The sequence below is a fragment of the Mucilaginibacter hurinus genome (assembly GCF_003324525.1).
GTDB lineage: Bacteria > Bacteroidota > Bacteroidia > Sphingobacteriales > Sphingobacteriaceae > Mucilaginibacter > Mucilaginibacter hurinus.
The window spans coordinates 85,102-107,853 of record NZ_QGDC01000008.1 but is presented as its reverse complement, the minus strand read 5'-3'; the positions used below and the strand labels follow the sequence as shown (position 1 = coordinate 107,853).

Annotated in this window: 16 protein-coding genes; 8 read left to right on the top strand and 8 right to left on the bottom strand. The window is 43.1% G+C overall.

Features of this window, described 5'->3' with window-relative positions:
- Complete coding sequence (locus tag DJ568_RS14490; RefSeq protein ID WP_114006013.1) at positions 1-2,685, bottom strand: T9SS type A sorting domain-containing protein; 2,685 nt, start codon at positions 2,683-2,685, stop codon at positions 1-3.
- Between the two features lie 140 nt (positions 2,686-2,825).
- Between DJ568_RS14490 and DJ568_RS14485 the strand changes: the two genes are divergently transcribed.
- The 5 genes from DJ568_RS14485 to DJ568_RS14465 all read left to right on the top strand — a co-directional run bounded on the left by DJ568_RS14485 (position 2,826) and on the right by DJ568_RS14465 (position 10,764).
- Positions 2,826-4,547 (top strand): alpha-amylase family glycosyl hydrolase, encoded by a 1,722-nt coding sequence (locus DJ568_RS14485; RefSeq protein WP_114006012.1) that lies wholly within the window; start codon positions 2,826-2,828, stop codon positions 4,545-4,547.
- 243 nt (positions 4,548-4,790) lie between these two features.
- Positions 4,791-7,247, top strand: a complete 2,457-nt coding sequence (locus tag DJ568_RS14480; RefSeq protein WP_114006011.1) for a glycoside hydrolase family 31 protein — start codon at positions 4,791-4,793, stop codon at positions 7,245-7,247.
- Between the two features lie 139 nt (positions 7,248-7,386).
- A complete protein-coding gene (locus tag DJ568_RS14475; protein ID WP_114006010.1) occupies positions 7,387-8,307 on the top strand; it encodes an OmpA/MotB family protein in 921 nt (306 codons plus the stop codon).
- 183 nt (positions 8,308-8,490) lie between these two features.
- A complete protein-coding gene (gene glgB, locus DJ568_RS14470) occupies positions 8,491-10,563 on the top strand; it encodes a 1,4-alpha-glucan branching protein GlgB (RefSeq protein WP_114006009.1) in 2,073 nt (690 codons plus the stop codon).
- A gap of 9 nt (positions 10,564-10,572) precedes the next feature.
- On the top strand, positions 10,573-10,764 hold the full coding sequence (locus DJ568_RS14465; protein ID WP_114006008.1) for a hypothetical protein: 192 nt from the start codon (positions 10,573-10,575) through the stop codon (positions 10,762-10,764).
- Positions 10,765-10,896: 132 nt separating this feature from the next.
- Here DJ568_RS14465 and gap read toward each other — a convergent pair whose 3' ends face one another.
- From gap to pfkA, 3 genes are read right to left on the bottom strand one after another with little or no spacing between them, the layout of a single operon-like run.
- The gene (gene gap / locus DJ568_RS14460; RefSeq protein WP_114006007.1) at positions 10,897-11,892 is read right to left on the bottom strand and encodes a type I glyceraldehyde-3-phosphate dehydrogenase; all 996 of its coding nucleotides are present in this window, start codon (positions 11,890-11,892) and stop codon (positions 10,897-10,899) included.
- Positions 11,893-11,897: 5 nt separating this feature from the next.
- Positions 11,898-12,746 (bottom strand): hypothetical protein, encoded by an 849-nt coding sequence (locus tag DJ568_RS14455; protein WP_114006006.1) that lies wholly within the window; start codon positions 12,744-12,746, stop codon positions 11,898-11,900.
- 5 nt (positions 12,747-12,751) lie between these two features.
- Positions 12,752-13,738, bottom strand: a complete 987-nt coding sequence (gene pfkA, locus DJ568_RS14450) for a 6-phosphofructokinase (RefSeq protein WP_114006005.1) — start codon at positions 13,736-13,738, stop codon at positions 12,752-12,754.
- A 120-nt stretch (positions 13,739-13,858) separates the two neighbouring features.
- Between pfkA and DJ568_RS14445 the strand changes: the two genes are divergently transcribed.
- Complete coding sequence (locus DJ568_RS14445; protein WP_114006004.1) at positions 13,859-14,560, top strand: NUDIX hydrolase; 702 nt, start codon at positions 13,859-13,861, stop codon at positions 14,558-14,560.
- 63 nt (positions 14,561-14,623) lie between these two features.
- Here the strand turns inward: DJ568_RS14445 and DJ568_RS14440 are convergent, their stop codons facing one another.
- The 3 genes from DJ568_RS14440 to DJ568_RS14425 form a co-directional block, all read right to left on the bottom strand.
- Positions 14,624-15,235: a hypothetical protein gene (locus DJ568_RS14440; RefSeq protein WP_114006003.1), complete on the bottom strand. Its 612-nt coding sequence runs from the start codon at positions 15,233-15,235 to the stop codon at positions 14,624-14,626.
- Between the two features lie 43 nt (positions 15,236-15,278).
- On the bottom strand, positions 15,279-17,600 hold the full coding sequence (locus DJ568_RS14435; RefSeq protein WP_114006002.1) for a TonB-dependent receptor: 2,322 nt from the start codon (positions 17,598-17,600) through the stop codon (positions 15,279-15,281).
- Between the two features lie 604 nt (positions 17,601-18,204).
- Positions 18,205-19,065 carry an N-acetylglucosamine kinase gene (locus tag DJ568_RS14425; protein WP_114006000.1) on the bottom strand — a complete coding sequence of 287 codons (861 nt, stop codon included), beginning with the start codon at positions 19,063-19,065 and terminating at the stop codon, positions 18,205-18,207.
- A gap of 217 nt (positions 19,066-19,282) precedes the next feature.
- On the opposite strand from DJ568_RS14425, the gene DJ568_RS14415 reads away from it, so the two are divergent.
- Positions 19,283-20,944: an LIC_10190 family membrane protein gene (locus DJ568_RS14415; protein ID WP_147238768.1), complete on the top strand. Its 1,662-nt coding sequence runs from the start codon at positions 19,283-19,285 to the stop codon at positions 20,942-20,944.
- On the opposite strand, the gene surE is transcribed toward DJ568_RS14415, so the two are convergent.
- Positions 20,925-21,671 (bottom strand): 5'/3'-nucleotidase SurE, encoded by a 747-nt coding sequence (gene surE, locus DJ568_RS14410; RefSeq protein WP_114005997.1) that lies wholly within the window; start codon positions 21,669-21,671, stop codon positions 20,925-20,927. The genes DJ568_RS14415 and surE overlap by 20 nt on opposite strands.
- Positions 21,672-21,753: 82 nt before the next feature.
- Here surE and DJ568_RS14405 point away from each other — a divergent pair, with 82 nt between their 5' ends.
- Complete coding sequence (locus DJ568_RS14405; protein WP_114005996.1) at positions 21,754-22,650, top strand: diacylglycerol/lipid kinase family protein; 897 nt, start codon at positions 21,754-21,756, stop codon at positions 22,648-22,650.
- The last annotated feature ends 102 nt before the right edge of the window (positions 22,651-22,752 follow it).

Here is a 22,752-nt window from a genome sequence, read left to right as displayed (position 1 = left end):
CTAACGACTGATAACAATTTTTAAGGCGCGGGTAAAATCCTCGCCTTTTACATTTAAAATATAAATGCCATCAGGCAGTTGTCCTATCCACAACTTATATGCATTTAAATGGTTATTTGCTGTAGCAGTTGCCGTATAGAGCGTTTTGCCCTGCATACTGATTACGGTGGCCTTAAACGGTTTGCTATAATTGCTTTTGAACAAAAAATTTATCTCCCCCTGGGTAGGGTTAGGGTATATCGATAGTTTCACATCATCCGCAGGTTCCTTAACGTCAATTACTATTCGTGCACGCTCAGAAATACAATTTCCGGATATAGCTTCAACATAAACGGCTGTATCAGCGGTTAAAGCCGGGGTATCAAATTGTTCTCCGGTAAAAAATGGGGTAGCTGATAGCTGTGTGTAATACCATTTATAAGTATACCCCGGCTGCGGGTTGTTAATGCGTACACGGGCTTTATTGCCTGCTGTTACTTTGTCGCCGTTGTTTACTATTGACACAGGCTTTGCCGGCGGCTGCTCAGTATTTACAGTTATGGCTGTACGTTGGCCTGTTTCGCAACTGTTGCGTACGTCCTGCACGTAATATGTTTTACTTGCTGTGAGTTTAGGAGTAGTAAAAATACGGCCGGTAAATATTGGTAAGCCGCCTGTAGGTTGTTCGTACCAGTTATATTCGCCAGCCTGTGTAATAGTTATTTTTGCTGTGGTGTTTATACATGCAGTCGTTGTTATAAATTCCGGTATTGCAAACTGTTGTACAGCATAACTCAACTCCATGGTGGTTATTTCAGTGCTGCCAGAGTTTAGTCTTACTGCTATCCTGTCGTATTTCCCGGCAGATGTCAAAATCGCAGCGTAACGGTTGTCAGCCAGGGCAATCAGCTTAACCCGCGGGTCATTCAATGAAAGTTGTTGCGTAAGAGTAGCCCCGCTAAAAATAAATAATTCTATTTTATTTAAAAGCTCAGGCGTGTTCAATGGCGTAGAAGTTCTTATACCAACCCTTATGGCGTCATCTTTAACACCCGGATGCTGAAAATAGAGGTGTTGCTCCGCATAAGCGCCGGCTACATTGTGTACTTTAAAAATTGATGCCGACAAAGTATCGTTATCGGTAGAGCTTATGGCGCCTTTAATACTGCAGTTAGCGCAATTACCACTATAGGCGGTGAACTGCGCATAAGCAAAACTGCAGGCAGTATAATTAAACCTGTCTGTACGAAACGGCGCTGCCGGTAAGCCTGCTTTGTTAAACAGGTTAGTTATGGTCCCGTCATTAAACGCGTATCTGATGGCAACCGGTTTTTTTACCTTGTCTGATAGCGCCCATATTTGCCTGCCTACAATTTGCGCCCTTGCGGGTTGAAATATCATATCCGCACCGGCTATTAAAAAGTGTTTTGGCGGCTGGCCGTCATTTGTCATCAGTCCGGTGCCCATACTTTCGGGCGTAAATGTTACCTTAACGGTATCATCACTTATTGTATGACTTAAGTAAGTTGGCCCCTGGTACGCCACCTCGTTTTTTCCGTAAGTACTAAAAAGAGCGTTAAAGGCAAGCCTTTCACCTACGGGGCGTTTATTGCTTGGGTGGATGTTGTCAACTTCCCCAACATCCATAGCTACCGCCATGCCTGTACCATCAAGCTTTAAAAGATCTTCCTGAGCTTCGCGGAAACGCGCTATCCTGGTTTGTGTGGCACTGCCGTTTGAGGCTATCTGAACAAAATTGAAGGGCAGGTTACCTTGCTTAAAGTCCCTTCGCCAGCTTTTTATCATCTCGGTGCAAAGCCGGGTATATAAGCTTCCGTCACCCACATTTGATTCTCCCTGGTACCAGTTAAAGCCTTTTATGGAGAGATTGAGAAGAGGGTGTATCACACCGTTATATAACAACGTCGGTTTGGTTACATTACTAAAAAAGGTTTCCTTATCCACCTCCTCCTGCGAACTTATGTACGTTCTGTACTGATCAACAAATTTAGTGCGAAATACGGGGACGGCGTCCAGCACCGACTTACTCATAAATGCCTGGCAGGAAGCGCCCGGCGCCGCTGATACTACCAGGCCGATCGGTATGTTTAGTTTTAAATGAAGCGCGCGGCCAAAAAAGTAAGCCACTGCGCTATAGTTTTTTACATTTGCGGGGGTGCAGATACTCCATGTGCCTGATGTATTGTCAGCAGGCGTGGTTCTGAAAGACGCAGTAGACTCATAGTATCGTAAAGAAGGAAAGTTGGCGGCAGCAATTTCCTGCTGATAGTTGGTTACACCCGGATAGCCCAAAAAGGATTGGTTATCCACCGGCATATCCATATTAGATTGACCCGCACATAACCAAACTTCGCCAATCAAAATATTCTTGAGTGTTAAAGTGGTGGTATTGCTCTGTATAGTAATGGTATGCGCAGTAAAATCGCCGGTCTTGGCTGCCGGTACCTGTATCATGCCTTCCCATTTTCCATTTGCCGCTGTAGTAGCGGTTACCGAAGTTTGCATCCAGTCGGCCCTGATCTGTATAGTTTCGCCGGCCGCCGCTGTACCCCAAAGTTTAAAAGGTTTAGCCTGCTGCACTACCATGTTGCTTTGCAATATATTGGCGAGCTTTAGTGTTTGGGCGTACGCGGAATTAAAAGTTGATAAGAATACAATACAAATAGTGTAAAAGGATATTTTCATCTAGGAATGTGTATTGGTAAAGGGTTTGATTTAATGGTTGCTGCGAATATAAGGACATTTTTTACCGAGGCTGGGCTTGTTGTAAAATGTAATACATTTTTGACAGTTGAAAATCATAAAACAATATCTTAGCGGCATACATGGACACAACACTTAATGATCATAAACTAACGATTTACCAACTTTTACCACGACTGTTCAGCAATGTAAATTCTACCAACAAATTCTACGGCTCAATAGAAGAAAACGGCTGCGGTAAGTTAAATGATATCAATGACACAGCCTTGCACGCGATTAGTGATATGGGGTTTACACACGTTTGGTACACAGGTGTTATAGAACATGCAACCATGACCGATTATTCGGCCTATGGTATCCTGCCGGATGATCCGGATGTGGTGAAAGGCCGTGCCGGATCACCCTATGCTATAAAGGACTATTATGATATTGACCCCGATCTGGCCGTTGACATTCCAAATCGCATTAACGAATTTAAAGCCCTGGTTCAGCGTACCCACCAGGCGGGGCTTAAAGTAATTATGGATTTTGTGCCAAATCATGTGGCACGTACATATAAATCAGATGCTAAGCCGGCCGGTGTGCGTGATTTTGGCGAAGATGATGACGTTAGCGTACCATTTTCGGCGGCTAATGATTTTTATTACATTCCATCGCAGGCGCTTACTATACCGTCGGGCTATAATCCAGGTGGCAACGAATTAAAAAGCCCGTTGAAGGATGGCAAGTTTTACGAATATCCGGCAAAGGCCACGGGCGATAATGTATTTAACGCCTATCCAACTATCAACAACTGGTTTGAAACCATAAAGCTTAATTACGGCGTGGATTATGCAAACGGTTACACTACCCATTTTAACCCGATACCTCCGTTGTGGCATAAAATGTTTGATATTCTTACATATTGGGCTAATATGGGTGTTGACGCTTTTCGGTGTGATATGGTAGAGTATGTACCGTTTGAATTTTGGGGTTGGCTTATACCCCGCCTCAAACAAAAATATCCGTACCTGCAATTTATAGGCGAAGCGTATAACCCCGGTGAGTATGCAAATTATTTGTTTAAGGGCGGTTTTGACTATTTGTATGATAAGGTAGGATTATACGATGCCATTAAACGTTTAACACGTAACGAAGGGCACGCATCTGCCTGGGATATTAATGCTGTTTGGAACCATCATACACAAGGCTTTAACGAGAGGATGCTGCGGTTTATGGAAAACCATGACGAAGAACGAATTGCTTCTGCCCCGTTTGCCGGAGATCCCTGGAAAGCAGTTCCCGGTATGATTGTAACGGCAACCCTTTCAATCGGGCCGGTTATGATTTATTTTGGACAGGAAGTAGGGGAGGCAGCTACCTGTAGTGAAGGATTCAGTGGCAACGATGGTCGCACCACTATTTTTGATTACTGGGGCGTGCCTGAACATCAAAAATGGGTTAACAATGGCGCGTGGGATGGAGGGCAGCTATCACACGAACAAAAGGAATTAAGAGCGTTTTATAACAAACTGTTAAAAGCGGTACGTAACAATGATGCCTTGCGGGCGGGCGACTTTTACGAACTGATGATGGCGAACGAACACCAGTGGGGATTTAATGCCCGCTTATACATCTACCTGCGCTATACCGATACTCAGCGTATATTGATCGTAGCAAACTTTAACCGCGAAGACAGGGAGATTACCGTGAAACTGCCGGCAGACCTGCTAAATAAGTTTAACCTGCATGGCAAACAAGTATTTGCCGATCTGCTTACCGGCAGCCAATTCATAACCAATGATATTTATCGGGGAGTACACCTCAACATATCATCAATGAGTGGACTTTTATTGGAATTTTAGTTACCGGGGTGTGGTGTTGGAAATATATGCCCAATGTGAATTAATTGCCACGAAAAGTTGTGCATTATTATAATTCAATCGCTATGCGTATTTACAACGAAATCCTAAAAGTTGTATAAATTTTAACAATACACTTAAATTATTGGCAAATGGCATAATAATGGGAGGTGATAAGGCTTAAAATATTATATTGCATGTACGTTGTGTACTAGGCACATTTGTGGCACTTACTAATTGATTTGAATGGAAGAGCATATATTAAATCCGAAAGAAGTATTTAATGAACTGGTTGAGGAAGAAGAAGGTTTTAGACACTTAAATAACCCGGCTGACGGCATAAAGCCGATAACAAAAAAATATCTTGGCATACCCACACATGTTTCGCAGGCAGGCAACAAATTTTATTTTACCGACGGCGACGCAAAAGTAGAATTGGTGGTTGTAAATGAAGAGATTATGCGTGTGCGTGTTGCGCCGCATGGCGTATTCCTTGAAGATTTCTCATACGCTGTACCGGAGCTAAGCAACAAACCTGTCGCCGTTAGTTTGTATAATGACGAAAAGGAGTTTAAAGTATCAACGGCGAAAGTTAATTGCCATATCCGCAAGTCAGATTTCTTTATATCTTTTTCAGATAGCAACCATGTGGTTACCAGCGCCGATGCGGCGCCGATGCACTGGGAAGAAAATACAAAGTTTGGCGGCTATTATGTGTTTTGTACCAAAACGTGTAACCCCGACGAGAATTTTTTTGGCATGGGTGATAAGCCAACCGAGCTTAACCTGCGCGGCAAAAGACTAACTAACTGGAATACCGACGCATACTCGTTTGGCTGGAACCAGGATCCGTTGTATCGCAGTATACCGTTTTACATCAGCGTTAATGAGGGTATAGCGCACGGAATTTTTTTCGATAATACTTTTAAGGCGCATTTTGATTTTGGTGCCGAAGACAAAACCAAAACCAGTTTTTGGGCTGATGGCGGCGAATTACAATACTACTATATCCACGGCCCACATATGATGGATGTGGTAAAAAGCTACCACTTACTTACCGGTACGCATCCTATGCCGCCGCTTTGGGCCCTTGGTTACCACCAGTGTCGTTGGAGTTATTACCCCGAATCAAAAGTACGCGTGGTAGCAAAAGGTTTCAGGCAAAATCAAATACCATGCGACGGTATTTACCTTGATATTGACTATATGGACGGCTACCGCTGTTTTACCTGGAACCGCAAATACTTTCCTGATCCAAAAAAAATGATCAAAGATTTGGCCGCCGACGGGTTTAAAACCGTGGTGATCATTGATCCCGGTATACGGGTAGACGATAACTACCCCGTGTTTAAAGAGGGTAAAGAGAAAAAATATTTTTGCCGCCGTAGTGATGACTATTTTATGGAAGGCCATGTTTGGCCAGGGCGTTGCCAGTTTCCTGATTTTACCAATCCCGAAGTGCGCGAATGGTGGGGAGGCTTGTTTGATGAACTCATAGAAATGGGCGTGGCCGGTGTATGGAACGATATGAATGAACCTGCCGTATTTGGCGCAGGTACTTTTCCCGATGATGTAAGGCACCAATACGATGGCTATCGTGGTTCGCACCGGAAGGCGCACAACGTTTACGGCATGCAAATGGTGCGCGCTACCTATGAAGGCATGCGTAAGATATTTAAAAACAAGCGCCCTTTCACCATTACCCGTGCGGGCTACTCAGGTTTGCAGCGTTACGCCTCTGTGTGGACAGGTGATAACGTGGCCACTTGGGAGCATTTAAAACTGGGGAACATTCAGTGTCAGCGCCTGTCAATGTCGGGCATACCTTTTTGCGGCACGGATATAGGTGGTTTTAGCGGCGAACCTGACGGTGAGCTATTTACCCGCTGGATACAAATGGGCACATTTTCCCCGTTCATGCGGGCCCATTCTGCCGGAGATACTAAAGAGCGCGAGCCCTGGAGCTTTGGTGAGCCGTTTACAGCCATAAATCGTAAGTTTATTGAGTTGCGCTACCGTTTATTGCCCTATATGTACTCGGCGTTTTGGGAACATCATCGTTACGGGTTTCCTATATTAAGGCCGGTTGTAATGCAGGAGCAGGAAGTGCTGAAAAACCATTTCCGGCAGGATGAATTCACATATGGTGATAAAATACTTGTATGTCCTGTAATGGAGCCCGGTCAAAAAAGCCGTAAGGTATACCTGCCAAAGGGTGATTGGTATAACTACTGGACCAACGAGGTGACAGTTGGGGGCGACGAGGTGGAGACGCCAACGCCGCTGGAAACAATACCTATCTTTATTAAAGCGGGTTCGGTTATTCCGGAATATCCTGTAATGCAGTATGTGGGCGAGAAGCCAATAGAAGAAGTAAAAATGAATGTTTACTACAGCGATTACGAAGTGAATTCATTCTTTTTTGAGGATCATGGAGAGTCGTTTGCTTATGAACAGGATATTTATTCAGAGAAAAAGTTTATTGTTAACGGCACCGAAAGCTCGCTGGAAATACAGCAAAGTATGGAAGGGTTGTACACACCCAGGTATGATGCTTATTGCTTTAATATAATTGGCTTGCCTTTTATACCTGCGCATATCAGTGTTGACGGCAAAGAGATTACTGACTACGCTATAAATAGCGAAAAGGTGCTTGAGTTTAAACACACCAAAACATTTAAGCATATCGAAATAAAGAAGTAAATCTAACTGAATGAAGTGGCCGCTTGTAAACGCGGCCATTTTCATTAATGAGGTAAAATTCCGCCACCACACAAAAACTTTATAGCTTTTAGTTGGTTTAGTAAAATGTTAATCAATTTATTATCAAAACTATAAGTATATGAAGTTCCCTATAACTATAGCATCAGTGGCCGCGGTGGCCATGATAGCAACGGGTTGTGTGAGCAGCAAAAAATATAAAGAGCTGCAGTACAGCTACAACCAGTTGGATAGTAATACCCGTAATCTTAATAATAAATACCTCACCAGTGAGCGCAACGTAGCGGTATTAACCAACAATGTAAAAAACCTGGAAGACAGGCTGAAATCAGAACAACGCAATGCCCGTCAGTTACAGGCAGCGTTAGATAAATGTTTAACAACCAGCGGGCAAGGTAACCTCAATATCTCTAAGCTTGTTGATGAAATAAATGCATCAAACAAATACATACAGCAACTGGTAAATGCCAAAAGCAAAAGCGATTCGCTTAATATGGTGTTAACCAATAACCTTACCCGTTCGCTCAGTCAGTCTGAAATGCGGGACGTCGACGTAAAGGTGTTAAAAGGGGTGGTTTATATTTCCCTTGCAGACAATATGTTATATAAGTCAGGCAGCTATGAGATATCTGACAAAGCCGGCGAAACGCTCAGCAAAATTGCAAAAATTATTAAAGACCATAAGGACTATGATGTGCTGATTGAAGGTAATACCGACAATGTGCCTATCAAGCAAACTAACATACGCAATAACTGGGATTTAAGCGCGCTGCGCGCATCTTCGGTTGTGCAAAGTCTGCAAAACACCTACGGTGTTGATGGTAAACGGATGACTGCCGGCGGCCGCGGTGAATACAACCCGATAGCCGATAACAGCACACCTGCAGGTAAAGCTAAAAACAGGCGCACGCAAATCATTATACTGCCTAAGCTCGACCAATTTATGGATTTGATTGGCAAAGCCACCGATGAGCAGAAAGCAAGTCCGGCTGCTGCACCATCAGCTACCCCGGCCCCTCAAACAGGTGATTCGCCTCAATAACAAGCTACTATACTGACCCATATATTACAAGAGGTTGCCCTTAAAAAGGCAACCTCTTTTTCATTTACCCGGATAAATTGATGCATAAAACAAAGCGGCTAATTAGTATGTTGAATTTGATATATTTGATTTACTAATATACCCGCAATACAGCGGACTTACGCCTTTAATGGCTACCCAAACATGGCAAAGCAAACCAAAGTAACAGAACCCGAAGTAACTGCGTTAAAACCAGAAAAAGCTAAAAGAGCAACAAAAACAAAAATTACCGATGGCGCGCCCAAGGTTGAAAAAAAAAGTAAAGGCAAGCCCATCTCACCACAGGCTGCTGATGTTGTTTTGAATTTAAGCGCTGTTGAACCTTATAGCCGATTTTCGGATTTTGATATCTCATTATTTCGCTCGGGCAAGCACTACAAGCTTTATGAAAAATTTGGTTCACATGTAGTTGAATATAAGGGAGTAGTTGGTACCTATTTTGCCGTTTGGGCTCCTAATGCCCAGTATATATCAGTCATCGGGAATTTCAATGGCTGGAACCGCGGTTCACACCCTTTGCTTGTGCGCTGGGATAGTTCCGGCATATGGGAAGGTTTTATTCCGCATGTTGGCGTTGGCGAAACATATAAGTACTTCATCAAAGCTTCATCCGGCGAGGAACTGGAAAAAGCCGACCCGTTTGCGCTGCGTTGGGAGTTGCCGCCATCTACGGCCTCTATCGTGGCAGATACTTACTATGAGTGGAATGATCAGCAATGGATGGCTAACCGGTACAATCATAATGCACTTGACAAACCGTATTCGGTTTATGAAATGCACGTAGGTTCATGGGCACGTAGTCCCGAAAGTCCTGACGAGTTTTTAAGCTATACACAAGTAGCCGATAAACTGGTGCCTTACTTAAGGGAGATGGGTTTTACCCATGTGGAATTTATGCCTATTGCTGAGCATCCTTATTATCCAAGCTGGGGTTACCAGGTAAGCGGTTATTTTGCCGCTTCATCGCGCTATGGCACGCCGCAACAGTTAATGGAATTGGTTGAGCGCCTGCATAATGCAGGCATAGGCGTAATAATGGATTGGGTGCCGTCACACTTCCCCGGAGACATGCACGCGCTATACAGGTTTGACGGGACGCATTTATATGAACATGCTGACCCCCGCAAAGGTTATCACCCCGACTGGAAATCATACATCTTTAACTATGGCCGTAACGAGATTCGGGCATTTCTGATTAGCAACGCTTTGTTTTGGCTCGACCGGTATCATGTTGATGGCTTACGGGTTGATGCAGTCGCCTCTATGCTTTACCTAGACTACTCACGTAACCATGGTGAATGGGAGGCTAATATATATGGCGGTAATGAAAATTTGGAGGCGATATCTTTTTTAAAAGAGTTTAACGAAGCCGTTTATGCGCACTTCCCCGATACACAAACTATAGCCGAAGAATCTACGGCGTTTCCGGGTGTTAGCCGGCCTACCTTTGCGGGTGGCCTGGGCTTTGGTATGAAATGGATGATGGGCTGGATGCATGATACCCTGCAATATTTTTCAAACGATCCGGTTTACCGTAAATATCATCATGGACAAATAACATTTAGTACCATATATGCCTTTACGGAGAATTTTATGCTGCCGTTCTCGCACGATGAAGTGGTATACGGCAAACAATCCATGATTAATAAAATGCCCGGTGATGAGTGGCAGAAATTTGCTAACCTGCGGTTATTATACAGCTATATGTTTACCCATCCGGGTACCAAACTGCTGTTTATGGGTGCAGAATTTGCCCAGGGCCATGAATGGAACTATCAATATTCGCTGGACTGGCACGTGTTGGAATATCCAAACCACCGGGGTGTAAAAGAAACTGTTACAGCCCTTAACCACCTCTATCGCTCAGAACCGGCATTGTATGAAAAGGGTTTCGATTCGCAGGGCTTTGAATGGGTGGATGGAGGCAACGCCGAAGATTCCATACTCGTTTACAACCGAAAAGGGCATACCGCGCAGAATGATCTTGTAGTGGTACTGAATATGACACCAGTAACCCGGCATGGTTACCGGATTGGGGTACCAGCAGCGGGACAGTGGAAGCAAATATTTAACTCAGACGCTAAGGAGTTTTGGGGTAGCGGTACGGGTAATTATGAAACTGTTAGCAGTGAAGATCTGGACTGGCATGGCAAAGATGCGTCCATCAGCATAACGCTGCCGCCGTTGGCCGCGATTGTATTTAAACGTATAGGTTAAAGAGAAGCTATGAGTTACAAATTCTTTTACCTGTTTCTTATCGGGGGATTCATATCGCTGGGATTGCTGATTTATGAAACCATAACCACTTATCCCAAAACGGAGACTGCGGGTATATTTGCGGGTTTAGTGCCTGCCATTGTTTTGTTTTATCTGGCGCATAAAGTTTGGCGTGAACATAACGACAGAGACTTGATGTAAACGCCATTTTCCCTTTTTAGGTACAGGGAATTATTAATGAGCAGAATAAGTATGAATAAAACTATTGCTATCCGCAAGAAGCAAAAAAGCCTCCCGACTCCGGGAGGCTTTTTTGCTTTTCAAAAGACAATGTTACAGTTTGCCAATTTGTTGTACAAGGTCTATCAGTTTATTTGAGTAACCCCACTCGTTATCATACCATGATACAACTTTAACAAAGTTGTCGCTCAATGCAATACCGGCTTTAGCATCGAATATCGATGTACGTGCATCACCTTTGAAGTCTTCAGAAACAACTTCATCTTCAGTGTAGCCTAATATGCCTTTAAGCTCACCTTCAGACGCTTCCTTCATAGCAGCTTTAATCTGATCGTATGAAGCTGGCGTTTTAAGGCGGGCAGTTAAATCAACAACTGATACGTCGGCAACCGGAACGCGGAATGACATACCGGTTAACTTACCTTTTAACTGCGGCAGTACTAAACCAACGGCTTTAGCAGCACCGGTTGATGAAGGGATAATGTTTTGATAAGCGCCACGGCCACCTCTCCAGTCTTTAGCCGATGGGCCGTCAACTGTTTTTTGGGTTGCGGTAACCGCGTGTATAGTGCTCATTAAACCTTCTTCAATACCGAATTTATCATCTAAAACCTTAGCCAATGGCGCTAAGCAGTTGGTAGTACATGATGCGTTCGATACGATGTTTTGGTCAGCTTTAAGTTCTTTGTGGTTCACACCCATTACAAAAGTAGGGGTGTCATCCTTAGCGGGTGCAGAAAGAACTACTTTTTTCGCGCCGGCGTCAATGTGTTTCTGAGCAGTGTCCTGGGTAAGGAATAAACCGGTAGATTCGATGATTACCTCGGCACCCACATCACCCCATTTAAGGTTGGCCGGATCTTTCTCGGCTGTTACACGGATAGTTTTACCATTAACTACAAGGTTACCACCCTGAACCTCAACGGTACCATCAAATTTACCATGGGTTGAATCATATTTTAACATATAAGCCATATAATCAGGCTCAATAAGATCGTTTATACCAACTACTTCGATATCTGGTCTTTCAATTGCTACCCTGAAAGCAAGGCGGCCAATACGGCCGAAACCGTTAATTCCAATTTTCATATTATTTAATTTGTGTGTGTGTAATACGTTAATAAATTATTAATAGGCGAACGTGCAATGCTACTTATATTAATACCGGCTCCTGCGGCCACCTGTTGCAAGTCATCCTGAAAATGCGAGGCAACTGACCCCGAAAAATGTACGCTTGTGCCGGGATATTGTTTGTATAAAGGCAGTAAATAAACTGTCATAATTTTATTAAAGCCTTTTTTAAGCAATTCTTTTATATACTTATCCTCGCGGTTATCAATAAAAAAATCATTAAACGAACTTAAAAATAATGCCGGATGCTTTTGCTTGTAAACCTTTTCTAAAATCGTGTTGCGGTCAAAATTGTACTTTTTTGTAAATTTTTTACGCAAGCCCTCTGGCAGAGTTTCGTTAATAAATGCTTTCAGCAGTTGTCTGCCTAACCAGTTTCCGGAGCCTTCGTCAGCTAAAACATAGCCAAGACCGTAGTTATTCGGTTTAATTTTTTTGCCATCATACCATGCAGCGTTTGTGCCGCTGCCGCAAATGCAAACAATACCCTCCTCGTTTTTGCACGCAGCACGCGCCACGGCATCTATATCATTACCAATAGTAATCTTGGCAAACTTAAAAAAAACTGAAAAAGCACTACGTATAATTTCTTTAAGCTCAGCCGAATAAAGGCCGGGGCCGAAAAAATAGATACGCTTAATGCCTTCGGCATGATGTATCAGGTTGATGTTTTTATTAAACAGCTGAACTATCTGTTTTTCGTCGTTGAAGTACGGGTTTATACCAGTGGTTCTGAAAGATGCCACAGTTCTGCCCTTATCTGCCAGGCGCCAGTGTGCATAGTGTGATCCGCTGTATATTACCGCTATCATCAGTTTTATATCGACAATATTTCCATCATCTGCATCAAATCATCTTCCAGTTTAAATTCATGTTGATTTAGAGCTTCTTCCAGGTCGGTTGAAACAATATTATTTGCTTGTAAGCCAACCATCTGCTGTGTTTTGCCGGCTATAAGCGCGTTTACGGCTGCGTATCCCAGCCTGCTGCCCAGTATGCGGTCAAAACTGCTTGGGCTGCCGCCACGTTGCAGGTGGCCCAGGATGGTTACTTTGATATCGTAGTTTTTAACTTCTTTTTCAACCGCCTTGGCAATGTCATACACGCCGCCGTGTTTGTCACCCTCAGCCACTATAACTATACTTGACGATTTTTTATTGTACTGGCCGGCCTTGAGGCTTACTATAAGTTCTTCAATAGCGGTTTCTTTTTCAGGCAATAGTATGGCTTCGGCACCACATGATATTCCTGCGCGCAACGCTATCGCACCGGAGTCGCGACCCATTACCTCAATAAAAAATAAACGGTCATGTGCGTCCGCAGTGTCACGTATTTTGTCTATCGCTTCAATTACCGTATTGGTAGCTGTATCAAAGCCCAGCGTGTAGGTTGACCCATAGAGGTCGTTGTCAATAGTGCCGGGTACACCCATAACTGCTATATCCGGATACTTTTTAGAGAAACGTAAAGCACCGGTAAAGGTACCGTCGCCGCCTATAACTACCAGCCCGTCTATACCGCGGGCACGCAGGTTATTATAGGCTATTTCCATGCCCTCGTCAGTACGAAAAGGTAAACAGCGGGCTGTCTTTAAAATAGTACCGCCCAGGTTAAGTATATTACTAACTGAGCGGTTATTCATTTCGTACATGTTATTATCTATAAGGCCTTGATAGCCCTGCCTTACACCGGTAACCTGCAGGCCATTATATATTGCTGTTCTTACCACTGCCCTTATGCAGGGATTCATGCCCGGGGCATCGCCTCCGGAAGTAAGAACAGCTATTTTTGAGAGTTTTTGCATCTTTTTCAGCTATTCAGAAATAAAGTACGAAGATAAGGTGTGAGATTTACACCATTAAATTTATTTTTATTTTTTTGTATGTAATTAAGACATATATTTAACTGTAAATAAATTAATAATTTGGAAACAGCTTTACCTAAATTTGATTCCGTATTTTCAATAGACTGTGTGATTTTTGGTTTTGAGGCCGGCGAGTTGAAGATACTTTTGATAGAACGCAACGAAGAGCCTTTTAAAGATTGGTTTGCACTGCCGGGTTATATTGTTGAGCAAGACGAAAGTATTGACGATGGTGCAAAACGTATTTTATATGAGCTTACCGGGCTGCGTAACATGCCTATAAAGCAGTTGCATACATTTGGCGACGTTAACCGCCATCCGCAGGGCAGGGTGGTTACAATAGCGTACTTCGCGCTAATACGTATAAGCGGGCAAAAAGACCTGACCCCCATAACCCAATATGCGAAAAAGGCATTTTGGCACCCTGTAAAAGACCTGCCGAAATTGGCTTTTGACCATACCACAATTTTTGAGACTGCTTTTAGGCGTATTCGCCGCAGGCTTAATTATCAGCCGATAGCATTTGACCTGTTACCTGAGAAGTTTACACTAACGCAGCTGCAATCCTTATATGAAGTTATTCAGGACAAAAAACTTGATAAGCGTAACTTCCGTAAAAAGATGCTGAGCTATGGCTTCCTGAAAGAACTAAGTGAGAAGCAAAAGGGCGTTTCATACCGTGCAGCTAAACTCTATAAGTTTGACAGGAGGAAGTATAATAAGATATTCCAGAACGAGCTAAATATTCAAACTACCGAATAGCCGGCTTAAAAAAAGAAAACGGACAGGGTATTCCTATCCGTTTTCTTTCTAAGTCAACAGCCATTAATGATCTTCATGATCGTGCCCGTCGTGCTCTGACGGGTGAATCTCAAATTCGGCTTCCATATCTGTCGCTCCGCCTGCCTGGCTATAATTTGCATTATCCCATGCTTGCGCGGCGGAATGCGCTTTATTTAAACCATGCCTTAAAACAACCTTAAAATCAAAGGCGCCGTTATCAGCTTTTAACACTTCCACATTACCAACAAACCCTATCGGACGGTCATTTTTGTCTCTGTCCAGGTAGGTGTATTTAATATAGTCAGGCTTACTTGGGATAAAGAAGAATTGATGTATATCCCCCTCGTCAATAAATTCCTGGTTAATTATCCTGTTATTTTTAAAAATATTGATCAGGAGTTTATAGGTGTGCCCTTCGGTTAAATGCATGTGGCTGGGGGAGGCCGAGCCATCGGCCTTTAATATTACCTTGGTTGTATCAGTTGTTTCATGGAAATGATCATCATGGCCTTCTAGTTCAATAAAATTAAACACGGCCCCGTCAAATTCCTCCTGGTTAACTTCCGGCACAGGGTTGTCTTTTTTACAGGCATTCAAAAATAATGTTGATCCTATAATGATGGCGGCTAGTATGTTACGCGAAAGAGTTTTCATAATATTAATGTTTTAATGTTTTTTTTAATTTGTTAATGATGCTTTAAAAATTATAGGAGGCCCGTAGTATAAAGTTGATACCCATTTCATGGGCGTAATATCTAAAGCGGTTCATATAATCCTTATACAATTTATTAGTAAGGTTATTAATGGTACAATTTAGGTTTAGGTAGCGGTTGGGTAACCTGATTTTTGTACCAGCGTTAACATTCAATAAGTGGTAGGCCGGGGGCGGAGCAGCGTAATCGCTGCCGGCGTTATACTGTGTTTGCTTTGCAACAAACTGATAACCCAGCTTTATAAAATTTTCCGGCTTACCCCCGATATTCCAACTTATGCTGTTTTCAACCCTGTCGGCAGGTATCCAGGGTAAATACAACTGGTTTTTTATATCGCGCGCCCTAACTGCGGAGCCTTTTAACTCATAACCGAATGCAGGCAAAAAGTTATAAGTCATTAAAAAGTCCGCTCCCGCAAACGTAGCGTCGGTTTGTTTGTAATCAAACGTTGGGAACACACCGCGCAAACTTTCATAGAGCTGGTTAGATGGCTGCAGGTAGATATAATCATATATCAGGTTTACATAAGCGCTTGCCTGTATCTGTACTTTCTGCTTATTGAAGTCAACGCTGGTTATCCATTTGTACGATTTTTCGGCCGTTAGCATGCTGTTTCCCCTTTCGTAAGCTGCCGTACCATGGTGTAAGCCATCGCTGTAAAGCTCACTGACTACAGGGGGGCGCCAGGCCGAACCCACGTTGGTACGGATATCAAGATGATCGTTTATATGCAGCACTCCGCCTACCGAAGCCGTTATGTTATTAAATTTGCGGTTCCCGGTATAAAAGACCTGGTTTGTAGTGCCGTCAATAATTTCGTTACGGTATCCGGCCGCAGAGAGCCCTTTATGATCAAATCGTATACCACCTTCGAGTTCGTAGCTGTTCCGTATTAGCCTTGCAACCAGGTAGCCACCCGCGCCATAACTGTCAAAGTTTGGAACCAATGGGGTGGCCAGCGTGCCGGGTACACTATTGTTAACCTGTAATAACCCGCTCAGCCCCGCTGTAGTTTTCCAGCCATTGGTGCTAAAGGTTTCAAAATTAATGTCAAGCGTTTGCGTTGTTAATACAAGGTCTAATGAAGGGGTTTCGCTTATCTTGCGCCGCAGATCATACTCCTGCCTGTTATTACGTTGCAGGCCGTAGATAACATTGAGCCGTGATACAGGGTTTAGTTGGTATCCGGCTTTAAATTTAAACAGGTTGTGTACGATATTTTGCCGGGGTACGCCAATAGCATAACTGAATGTGCCGTTTTCAAATGGTCTTCCATTGGCTATACGATCTGTTAAATCCGTAACATTGCCTATGTGTGCTCCGTTAAAAATCCCTATGGACGTATTGAAACGACTGTAGTAAAGTTCAGTTTCCAGGCGCTTTGTTTTATGCCCTAACGTAGCTGCAAAGCTTAACTCGTCGGTACCTGTGTTATTCATGTAATAATCGGCCGTTTGTATATTGCCCGATCGTTTTTTTGTAGCAATTACCCGCCATGCAAACCCCTTAAGTTTTCCCGGTGCGCCTTCAAGCATTAACGATGCAACACCATACCGGCCATTTGTGCCGCCCACCAGGTTTACACCGCCCTGTATACCTTTTTTTTGCGGCAGCTCCGCAGGTTCTACAAGTATAACTCCGCCTACAGCTTCCGGACCAAAGCGTATTGCTTCGGCACCTTTTAAAACAGTTAACCTGCCTGCTATAAACGGATCTATTTCGGGGCCATGTTCGGCACCCCATTGCTGGCCCTCCTGCCTTATCCCATTATTCAACGTAAGCAGGTGGTTGCTATGCAAGCCTTGTATAACAGGTTTTGCAATACCGGTGCCTGTACGCAGCATATTTACACCGGGTATATTAGCCAGTGCTTCGGCAAGCAGGCTTCCTCTAGCCTGTTGCAAATCGGTATTGCTTACCTGCGATGATATAGCCGTATTATGCACATGTGGCCTTGAAGCTGAAATTTGTACCTCGCTTAAATTTTTGGACGAAGCATACAGCTTTATGATCACCTGCCGGGCAGATGTGATATTAATAACCGTATCGGTGTCGGCGTAGCCGGGGGTGGTCACTTTTATAATAAGTAACCCGGGGCATATATCATTAAACGTAAATTCGGCAAACTCAGGCGATGATGCCTTTATTTGCCCGTTTATGATGATAGTAGCACCTTTAAGTAAAGTGTTAGTATTACCATCAATAACCGTCCCTTTAAAAATAAGGTTACAGCTATCTAATGGTAACGCCATAGCTGTATTTGCCAAATTTAAAATGGCAATAAACAGCAACAGTCGTTGCAGCATAATTTAAAGCAAAAAAATACATGAAAATACTGCCGTGCAAATAATTGTATATATACAATTATGCAATAGCAATAAACAGGATAAAATAAAATTTAAGAGAAAAGCAAAACAGGCGGGCCCCGTGTCAGATAGCAGTAAAAGCTGGTTGAGTATATTGCGGCAAAATCATAAGTAAAAACTGTTGCCCGATTAGTAGCATGCAGTGCAAAGTTTAATACATACGCATCTGAGTGATGCTGTATTTGCCGGTTATTTAAGTGCGTACAAATGTCACAGGCTGCCTTTGCTTTACTAATCGAAACATGTTTATGCTTGTAGTTATGATCGCAAACGTTCGCCGTTGATGCGGTTTCGTGATGGTGTAAAACATCGGCAAACAGCGTGCAACTAAATATAAGCAGTACGAATACTGCAATATAAGATAATTTGTTATGTGCCCTTAGCCTCCGCATTTACTAATGCAAAGGTGCACTAATAAAGGGAGAAATTAAATTATAAATGGAGATTATAGAACTAAAAAACTAAATTATCCAGAACATTCAGCAAAAAATTATGGGCAAAAAAAAGCCCTACACAACTGTGTAGGGCATAATAATAAGTCAACTTACAGCTGGCTTGGCGCAAGCTCAAGGTGAAACTTCACCAGGTCATCTATAGGCGAGCGGATGATTTTTCCTACAGTCATGCCGTTTTCGGTAACAACTTCTTCGAGTACGTTACGAAAGTTGTATCCAACTGAGCCGATGCAGTTAAAAGTATATTTTTTGTACTCAGGGTAGTGAGTTACTACATTATTAAAAAAATCTTCAAATGATGTACGCACCAGGTTACGTGAATACTCCAGGTGTACGTTGTTATCGTACACAAACTTGCTAAAACTGGCGCAAAAACGGTTGGCCAGGGGCTTTGTGTATACTTCTTCGTTTACATCGTCAGGCGTAAGCTTAAAGGTATCCCAAAAGTTTTTACGTACAGCTTCAGGCATGTAACCGCGTATATAGTCGGTAAGCAGTTTTTTGCCTATGTGGCAGCCACTGCCTTCGTCGCCAAGAATATAGGCGCCTGAATCAATGTTTTGAAGTATGTTTTTGCCGTCATAAGTACAAGTGTTCATTCCTGTACCTAAAATAGCCGCAAAGCCTTCGGTATGACCTAGTAGTGCCCTTGCCGCGGCAAGCAAATCATGTCCTATGTTAATTTTAGCGGTAGTAAATACTGCTTCCATCGATCCTTTAAGCTGGTTGCGTTTTTCTTCGGTGGAGCACCCGGCACCGTAGTAATTTACTTCAGTTATTTTATCTACCGGTAAATCGGTAGGCAAGTGTTCGCGCAATGATTGTATAACATATTCCCTGCTAACAAAAAAGGGATTGTAGCCTTCGGTATTAAAGTATACTTTTTTGCCTTCCTCATTCACAAGGCACCAGTTAGTTTTGGTAGAGCCACCATCGGCAATAATTATCATAGAACTCGGTTATTTTTTAATTTGGAGGTAAAAGTATGATTAACTTGTTGTAAAAAGAACACTTTATGCCCTAAATGGCAATTTTTTTTTAAAAAATTGGATATAGTATCTATTATTTGAATATTTAGCGCGTCGTTGTCAGCGCACTTTAACATCAATTAGTTTTCAACCCGACACCTGTAAAAATAAACTTTCACAGTAATTTACCCGGAAAAATATGCTTGCACTGCTTTTATCAAGTTTACTTTCCCTGTTACTGTTTTGCGGATTGGGTTTCCTGGTTACCAGGTTGCTGAAAATCAATACATCATTTGCCGTGCGAATGCTGATAGGGCTGGTTATCGTTAACACCTTTACGTCAGTTACATCGCTGCTATTTCCGGTTAACGGCTTGCTATTGCTTTTTATGCTGGCATTATTGGCGGTTATAGCCCGTTTTGTTATTAAAGATGTGGTGGCTGCGGTAAACAACATGATTTACAAGCCAACTCAGCTTGTCTTGTCATTACTTTTTATCTTCCCCGCTATACTCATCGCCATAAATGCGCCCGATAATTATGATACCGGACTTTATCATACGCAGGCTATCAAATGGATAGAGGAGTATCCGGCTATACCCGGTCTTGCTAATCTGCACGGCCGCTTTGGCTTTAACCCCAACGTTTTCAGCCTGTTTGCCTTAACCTCTTTATCATCCGTTTTCAGCCAGCATATTTACAGCATTAATTTTACGGTATTTGTTATAGTTGTGCCATGGTTCATAAATACTATCTACGGCATATTTTTTAAGCAAGGCCTTACAGGCATAGTGTTTTTTATGGTAATGCTGCTATTAACGGTACTGCTTTTAACCGGTAATTTAACCTCCCCAAGTCCTGATTTTATATCATTGGTGTTCACCATATTTGTTTTTGCTTATACAGCAGGCTTAACAACGGCTGGCCGTCCTTTTACATTTGGTAACTATTTGCCGGTTTTAATACTTTCCGCCTACGTGGTTACGGTTAAGCTTTCAGTATTGCCGTTGTTGCTATTACCTTTGTTACTGTTGTACCGGGTAAAAATCAGTGCCAGGCAGTGGTGTATCTTGTTATTCATCCCCGTAGTGATCATGCTGCCCTGGCTTACACGTAATGTTATCTTATCGGGCTGGCTGATATATCCATTCCCGTCACTTGACCTTTTTGGTTTCGACTGGAAAGTTCCTCTTGACAAAGCGGCAGGCGAGCACGAATCTGTAACCGGCTGGGCGCGTAACCCTGGCCCGGCTTATGCGGCATCGGCGCACATGGCCATAACAGATTGGTTTCCGTTGTGGTGGATGCAGTTGAAAGTATATGAGCAGGCATTTATAACCACTGGTTTAGTGCTGCCGTTAATATCGCTGGTTTTTCAGGTTATTAATCGTCTAAAAGCCAATTACATCGTCACCTGTATTGTTATTACAGCATTATCCGGTAGTTTATTTTGGGTTTTAACCGCGCCGGTGTTGAGGTTCGGTTTAGCTTTTATTGTAGCAGGCATATCAGTGCTATTGTTAGCTGTAAAATGGCGTATACCCGCAACGTTTAAGCCTGTGTTAATTTTAAATATACTTATAGCCTTGTTGTTTTGTGCCGAAACGGGCAGGGCAAGGTCATATATCAAAAACTCGGTGTATCATTTAAATTCTGTAGTTGTTAAACCAGCTATTTTGCCCAACCCGGTTGGAAGTTATTTTTTAGAACACAAGATAAATGGGATACGGTTATACGAGCCTTTGCCCGGCGATCAGTGTTTTGACCACGGCTTGCCATGTACACCATACCCCGATCCCAATATTGTATTACGTGGTAATACCGTTTCGGCGGGTTTTAAAATTAAACCGCAGCCGGAGTAGGCGTCGCTTCTTTTACTTTCCGCAGTTCATCTTCATTTGTCAGGTCGAGCCGTAGCGGCGTAACAGATACATAGTTGTTTTCAACTGCCCAACGGTCAGTGCCTTCTTCAGCAGGTTCCAATGGTGTTACTGTAAACCAGTAGTGCTTTCGTCCCAATGGATCTGTGCCGGGTACAATTGTCCCGTCATAAAGCCTTACCGACTGCCTTGTCCACATAATATCTTGCGGAGTCGGTGGGAAATTGACATTATAAAGTGATAAAGAAGTGTCTTTTAATAGTAACGCAAGTGTTTTTTCAATGTAAGGTTCTAAGGCATTAAAGTCGGGCTCTGTTTTTCCAACCGGCGTACTTAATGCTATGCCTTTTATACCAAACAATACGGCTTGTTTAGCAGCCGCGAGTGTACCCGAGTGCCACATTGAGTTGCCCAGGTTTGGTCCCATATTAATCCCCGAGAGTACTACATCTGTTTTAGCCCATAAATGTGTGCCTAACGCTACACAGTCGGCAGGAGTGCCGTTGACACGGTAAGCGTCAATACCCTGAAATTCAATAGGCGATTTTTTATAGCTTAGCGGTCTCGAATGCGTAACCGCATGGCCCATAGATGATTGTTCTACATCAGGCGCAACCACTCTTACTTCGCCAAAACGTGATGCGATACGTGCCAGTGCGGCTATGCCCGGGCTATATATGCCGTCGTCATTTGTGATCAATATCCTCATAGCTGATAATATTATGTATACTATTATTTCAACCCCAAAACAAAAAGTATGTTTTAATTGATTGTATTTGTAAAGATTATATATGCCGATAGCCGCGTTACTACACAATCCGAAAGCAGGAGACAAAGATCACTCAGAAGAAAAACTAATTGCGGTAATTGAACAGGGTGGTTTTGAATGTAATTACGCGTCTTTAAAAGAGGAGGGGTGGGAAGAAATACCCGAGGACGCAGATTTGGTGGTAATAGTGGGCGGTGACGGCACCATACGTAAAGTAGCAAAAGTTTTATTAACAACCGTTGGCTGGCGGTTAGATATCGGCCTGTTGCCTGCGGGCACTGCCAACAATATTGCTAAAACCCTGCAAATTGATAAGGCAATGGAGCCCACAGTACAGTCGTGGCACCAAAAGAAAGTTCAGGCTATGGACGTAGGGGTTATAAGCGGTTTGCCTGATGCGAATTTTTTTATTGAAGGTTTTGGTTTCGGCATATTTCCGAAACTGATGCATGACATAAAAAAGATAGATAAACAAAAGTTGATGGATACGCCTGAGAAAGAGATTATGATGGCGCTAAAGATGCTGCGTGACATTGTGCTTAACTACGAGGCGAAATATTGCCATCTGGTGATAGACGGTGTTAATCATAGCGGTAATTTTATACTCGCCGAAGTAATGAATATCCGCTCGCTTGGGCCAAACCTGGTACTGGCCCCTAATGCTGACCCGGGCGACGGTCTGTTTGAAATTATATTATTGCCTGAAAACCAGCGCCACAAGTTTGCTGATCATTTACTCCATCTTTGTAACGCTGTTGATTGTCCGCCGTATCCGTACCAAACCTTAACGGGGCAGGAGATAAAATTTAAATGGGATGGGAGACTTATGCATGCCGATGATGAGTTAATAGAGATAGACCATCCGGTGCAAACCGATATAAAAGTACATGCCGGCGCGCTTAGTTTTCTGGTAAGGTAGCAGCCCGTATCTCTGGCGCCTCGTGAAAGCCCTGATTTTTTTAAATTCAATCCTCTCACTACACCTTTTATCAACCCAGAATATTTTTTATTCTGACATTTA

Bases quoted from the DNA above. Each gene is read 5' to 3' on its own strand.
- DJ568_RS14490 (WP_114006013.1), bottom strand. From the start codon at position 2,685: ATGAAAATATCCTTTTACACTATTTGTATTGTATTCTTATCAACTTTT.
- DJ568_RS14485 (WP_114006012.1), top strand. From the start codon at position 2,826: ATGGACACAACACTTAATGATCATAAACTAACGATTTACCAACTTTTA.
- DJ568_RS14480 (WP_114006011.1), top strand. From the start codon at position 4,791: ATGGAAGAGCATATATTAAATCCGAAAGAAGTATTTAATGAACTGGTT.
- DJ568_RS14475 (WP_114006010.1), top strand. From the start codon at position 7,387: ATGAAGTTCCCTATAACTATAGCATCAGTGGCCGCGGTGGCCATGATA.
- glgB (WP_114006009.1), top strand. From the start codon at position 8,491: ATGGCAAAGCAAACCAAAGTAACAGAACCCGAAGTAACTGCGTTAAAA.
- DJ568_RS14465 (WP_114006008.1), top strand. From the start codon at position 10,573: ATGAGTTACAAATTCTTTTACCTGTTTCTTATCGGGGGATTCATATCG.
- gap (WP_114006007.1), bottom strand. From the start codon at position 11,892: ATGAAAATTGGAATTAACGGTTTCGGCCGTATTGGCCGCCTTGCTTTC.
- DJ568_RS14455 (WP_114006006.1), bottom strand. From the start codon at position 12,746: ATGATAGCGGTAATATACAGCGGATCACACTATGCACACTGGCGCCTG.
- pfkA (WP_114006005.1), bottom strand. From the start codon at position 13,738: ATGCAAAAACTCTCAAAAATAGCTGTTCTTACTTCCGGAGGCGATGCC.
- DJ568_RS14440 (WP_114006003.1), bottom strand. From the start codon at position 15,235: ATGAAAACTCTTTCGCGTAACATACTAGCCGCCATCATTATAGGATCA.
- DJ568_RS14435 (WP_114006002.1), bottom strand. From the start codon at position 17,600: ATGCTGCAACGACTGTTGCTGTTTATTGCCATTTTAAATTTGGCAAAT.
- DJ568_RS14425 (WP_114006000.1), bottom strand. From the start codon at position 19,065: ATGATAATTATTGCCGATGGTGGCTCTACCAAAACTAACTGGTGCCTT.
- DJ568_RS14415 (WP_147238768.1), top strand. From the start codon at position 19,283: ATGCTTGCACTGCTTTTATCAAGTTTACTTTCCCTGTTACTGTTTTGC.
- surE (WP_114005997.1), bottom strand. From the start codon at position 21,671: ATGAGGATATTGATCACAAATGACGACGGCATATATAGCCCGGGCATA.
- DJ568_RS14405 (WP_114005996.1), top strand. From the start codon at position 21,754: ATGCCGATAGCCGCGTTACTACACAATCCGAAAGCAGGAGACAAAGAT.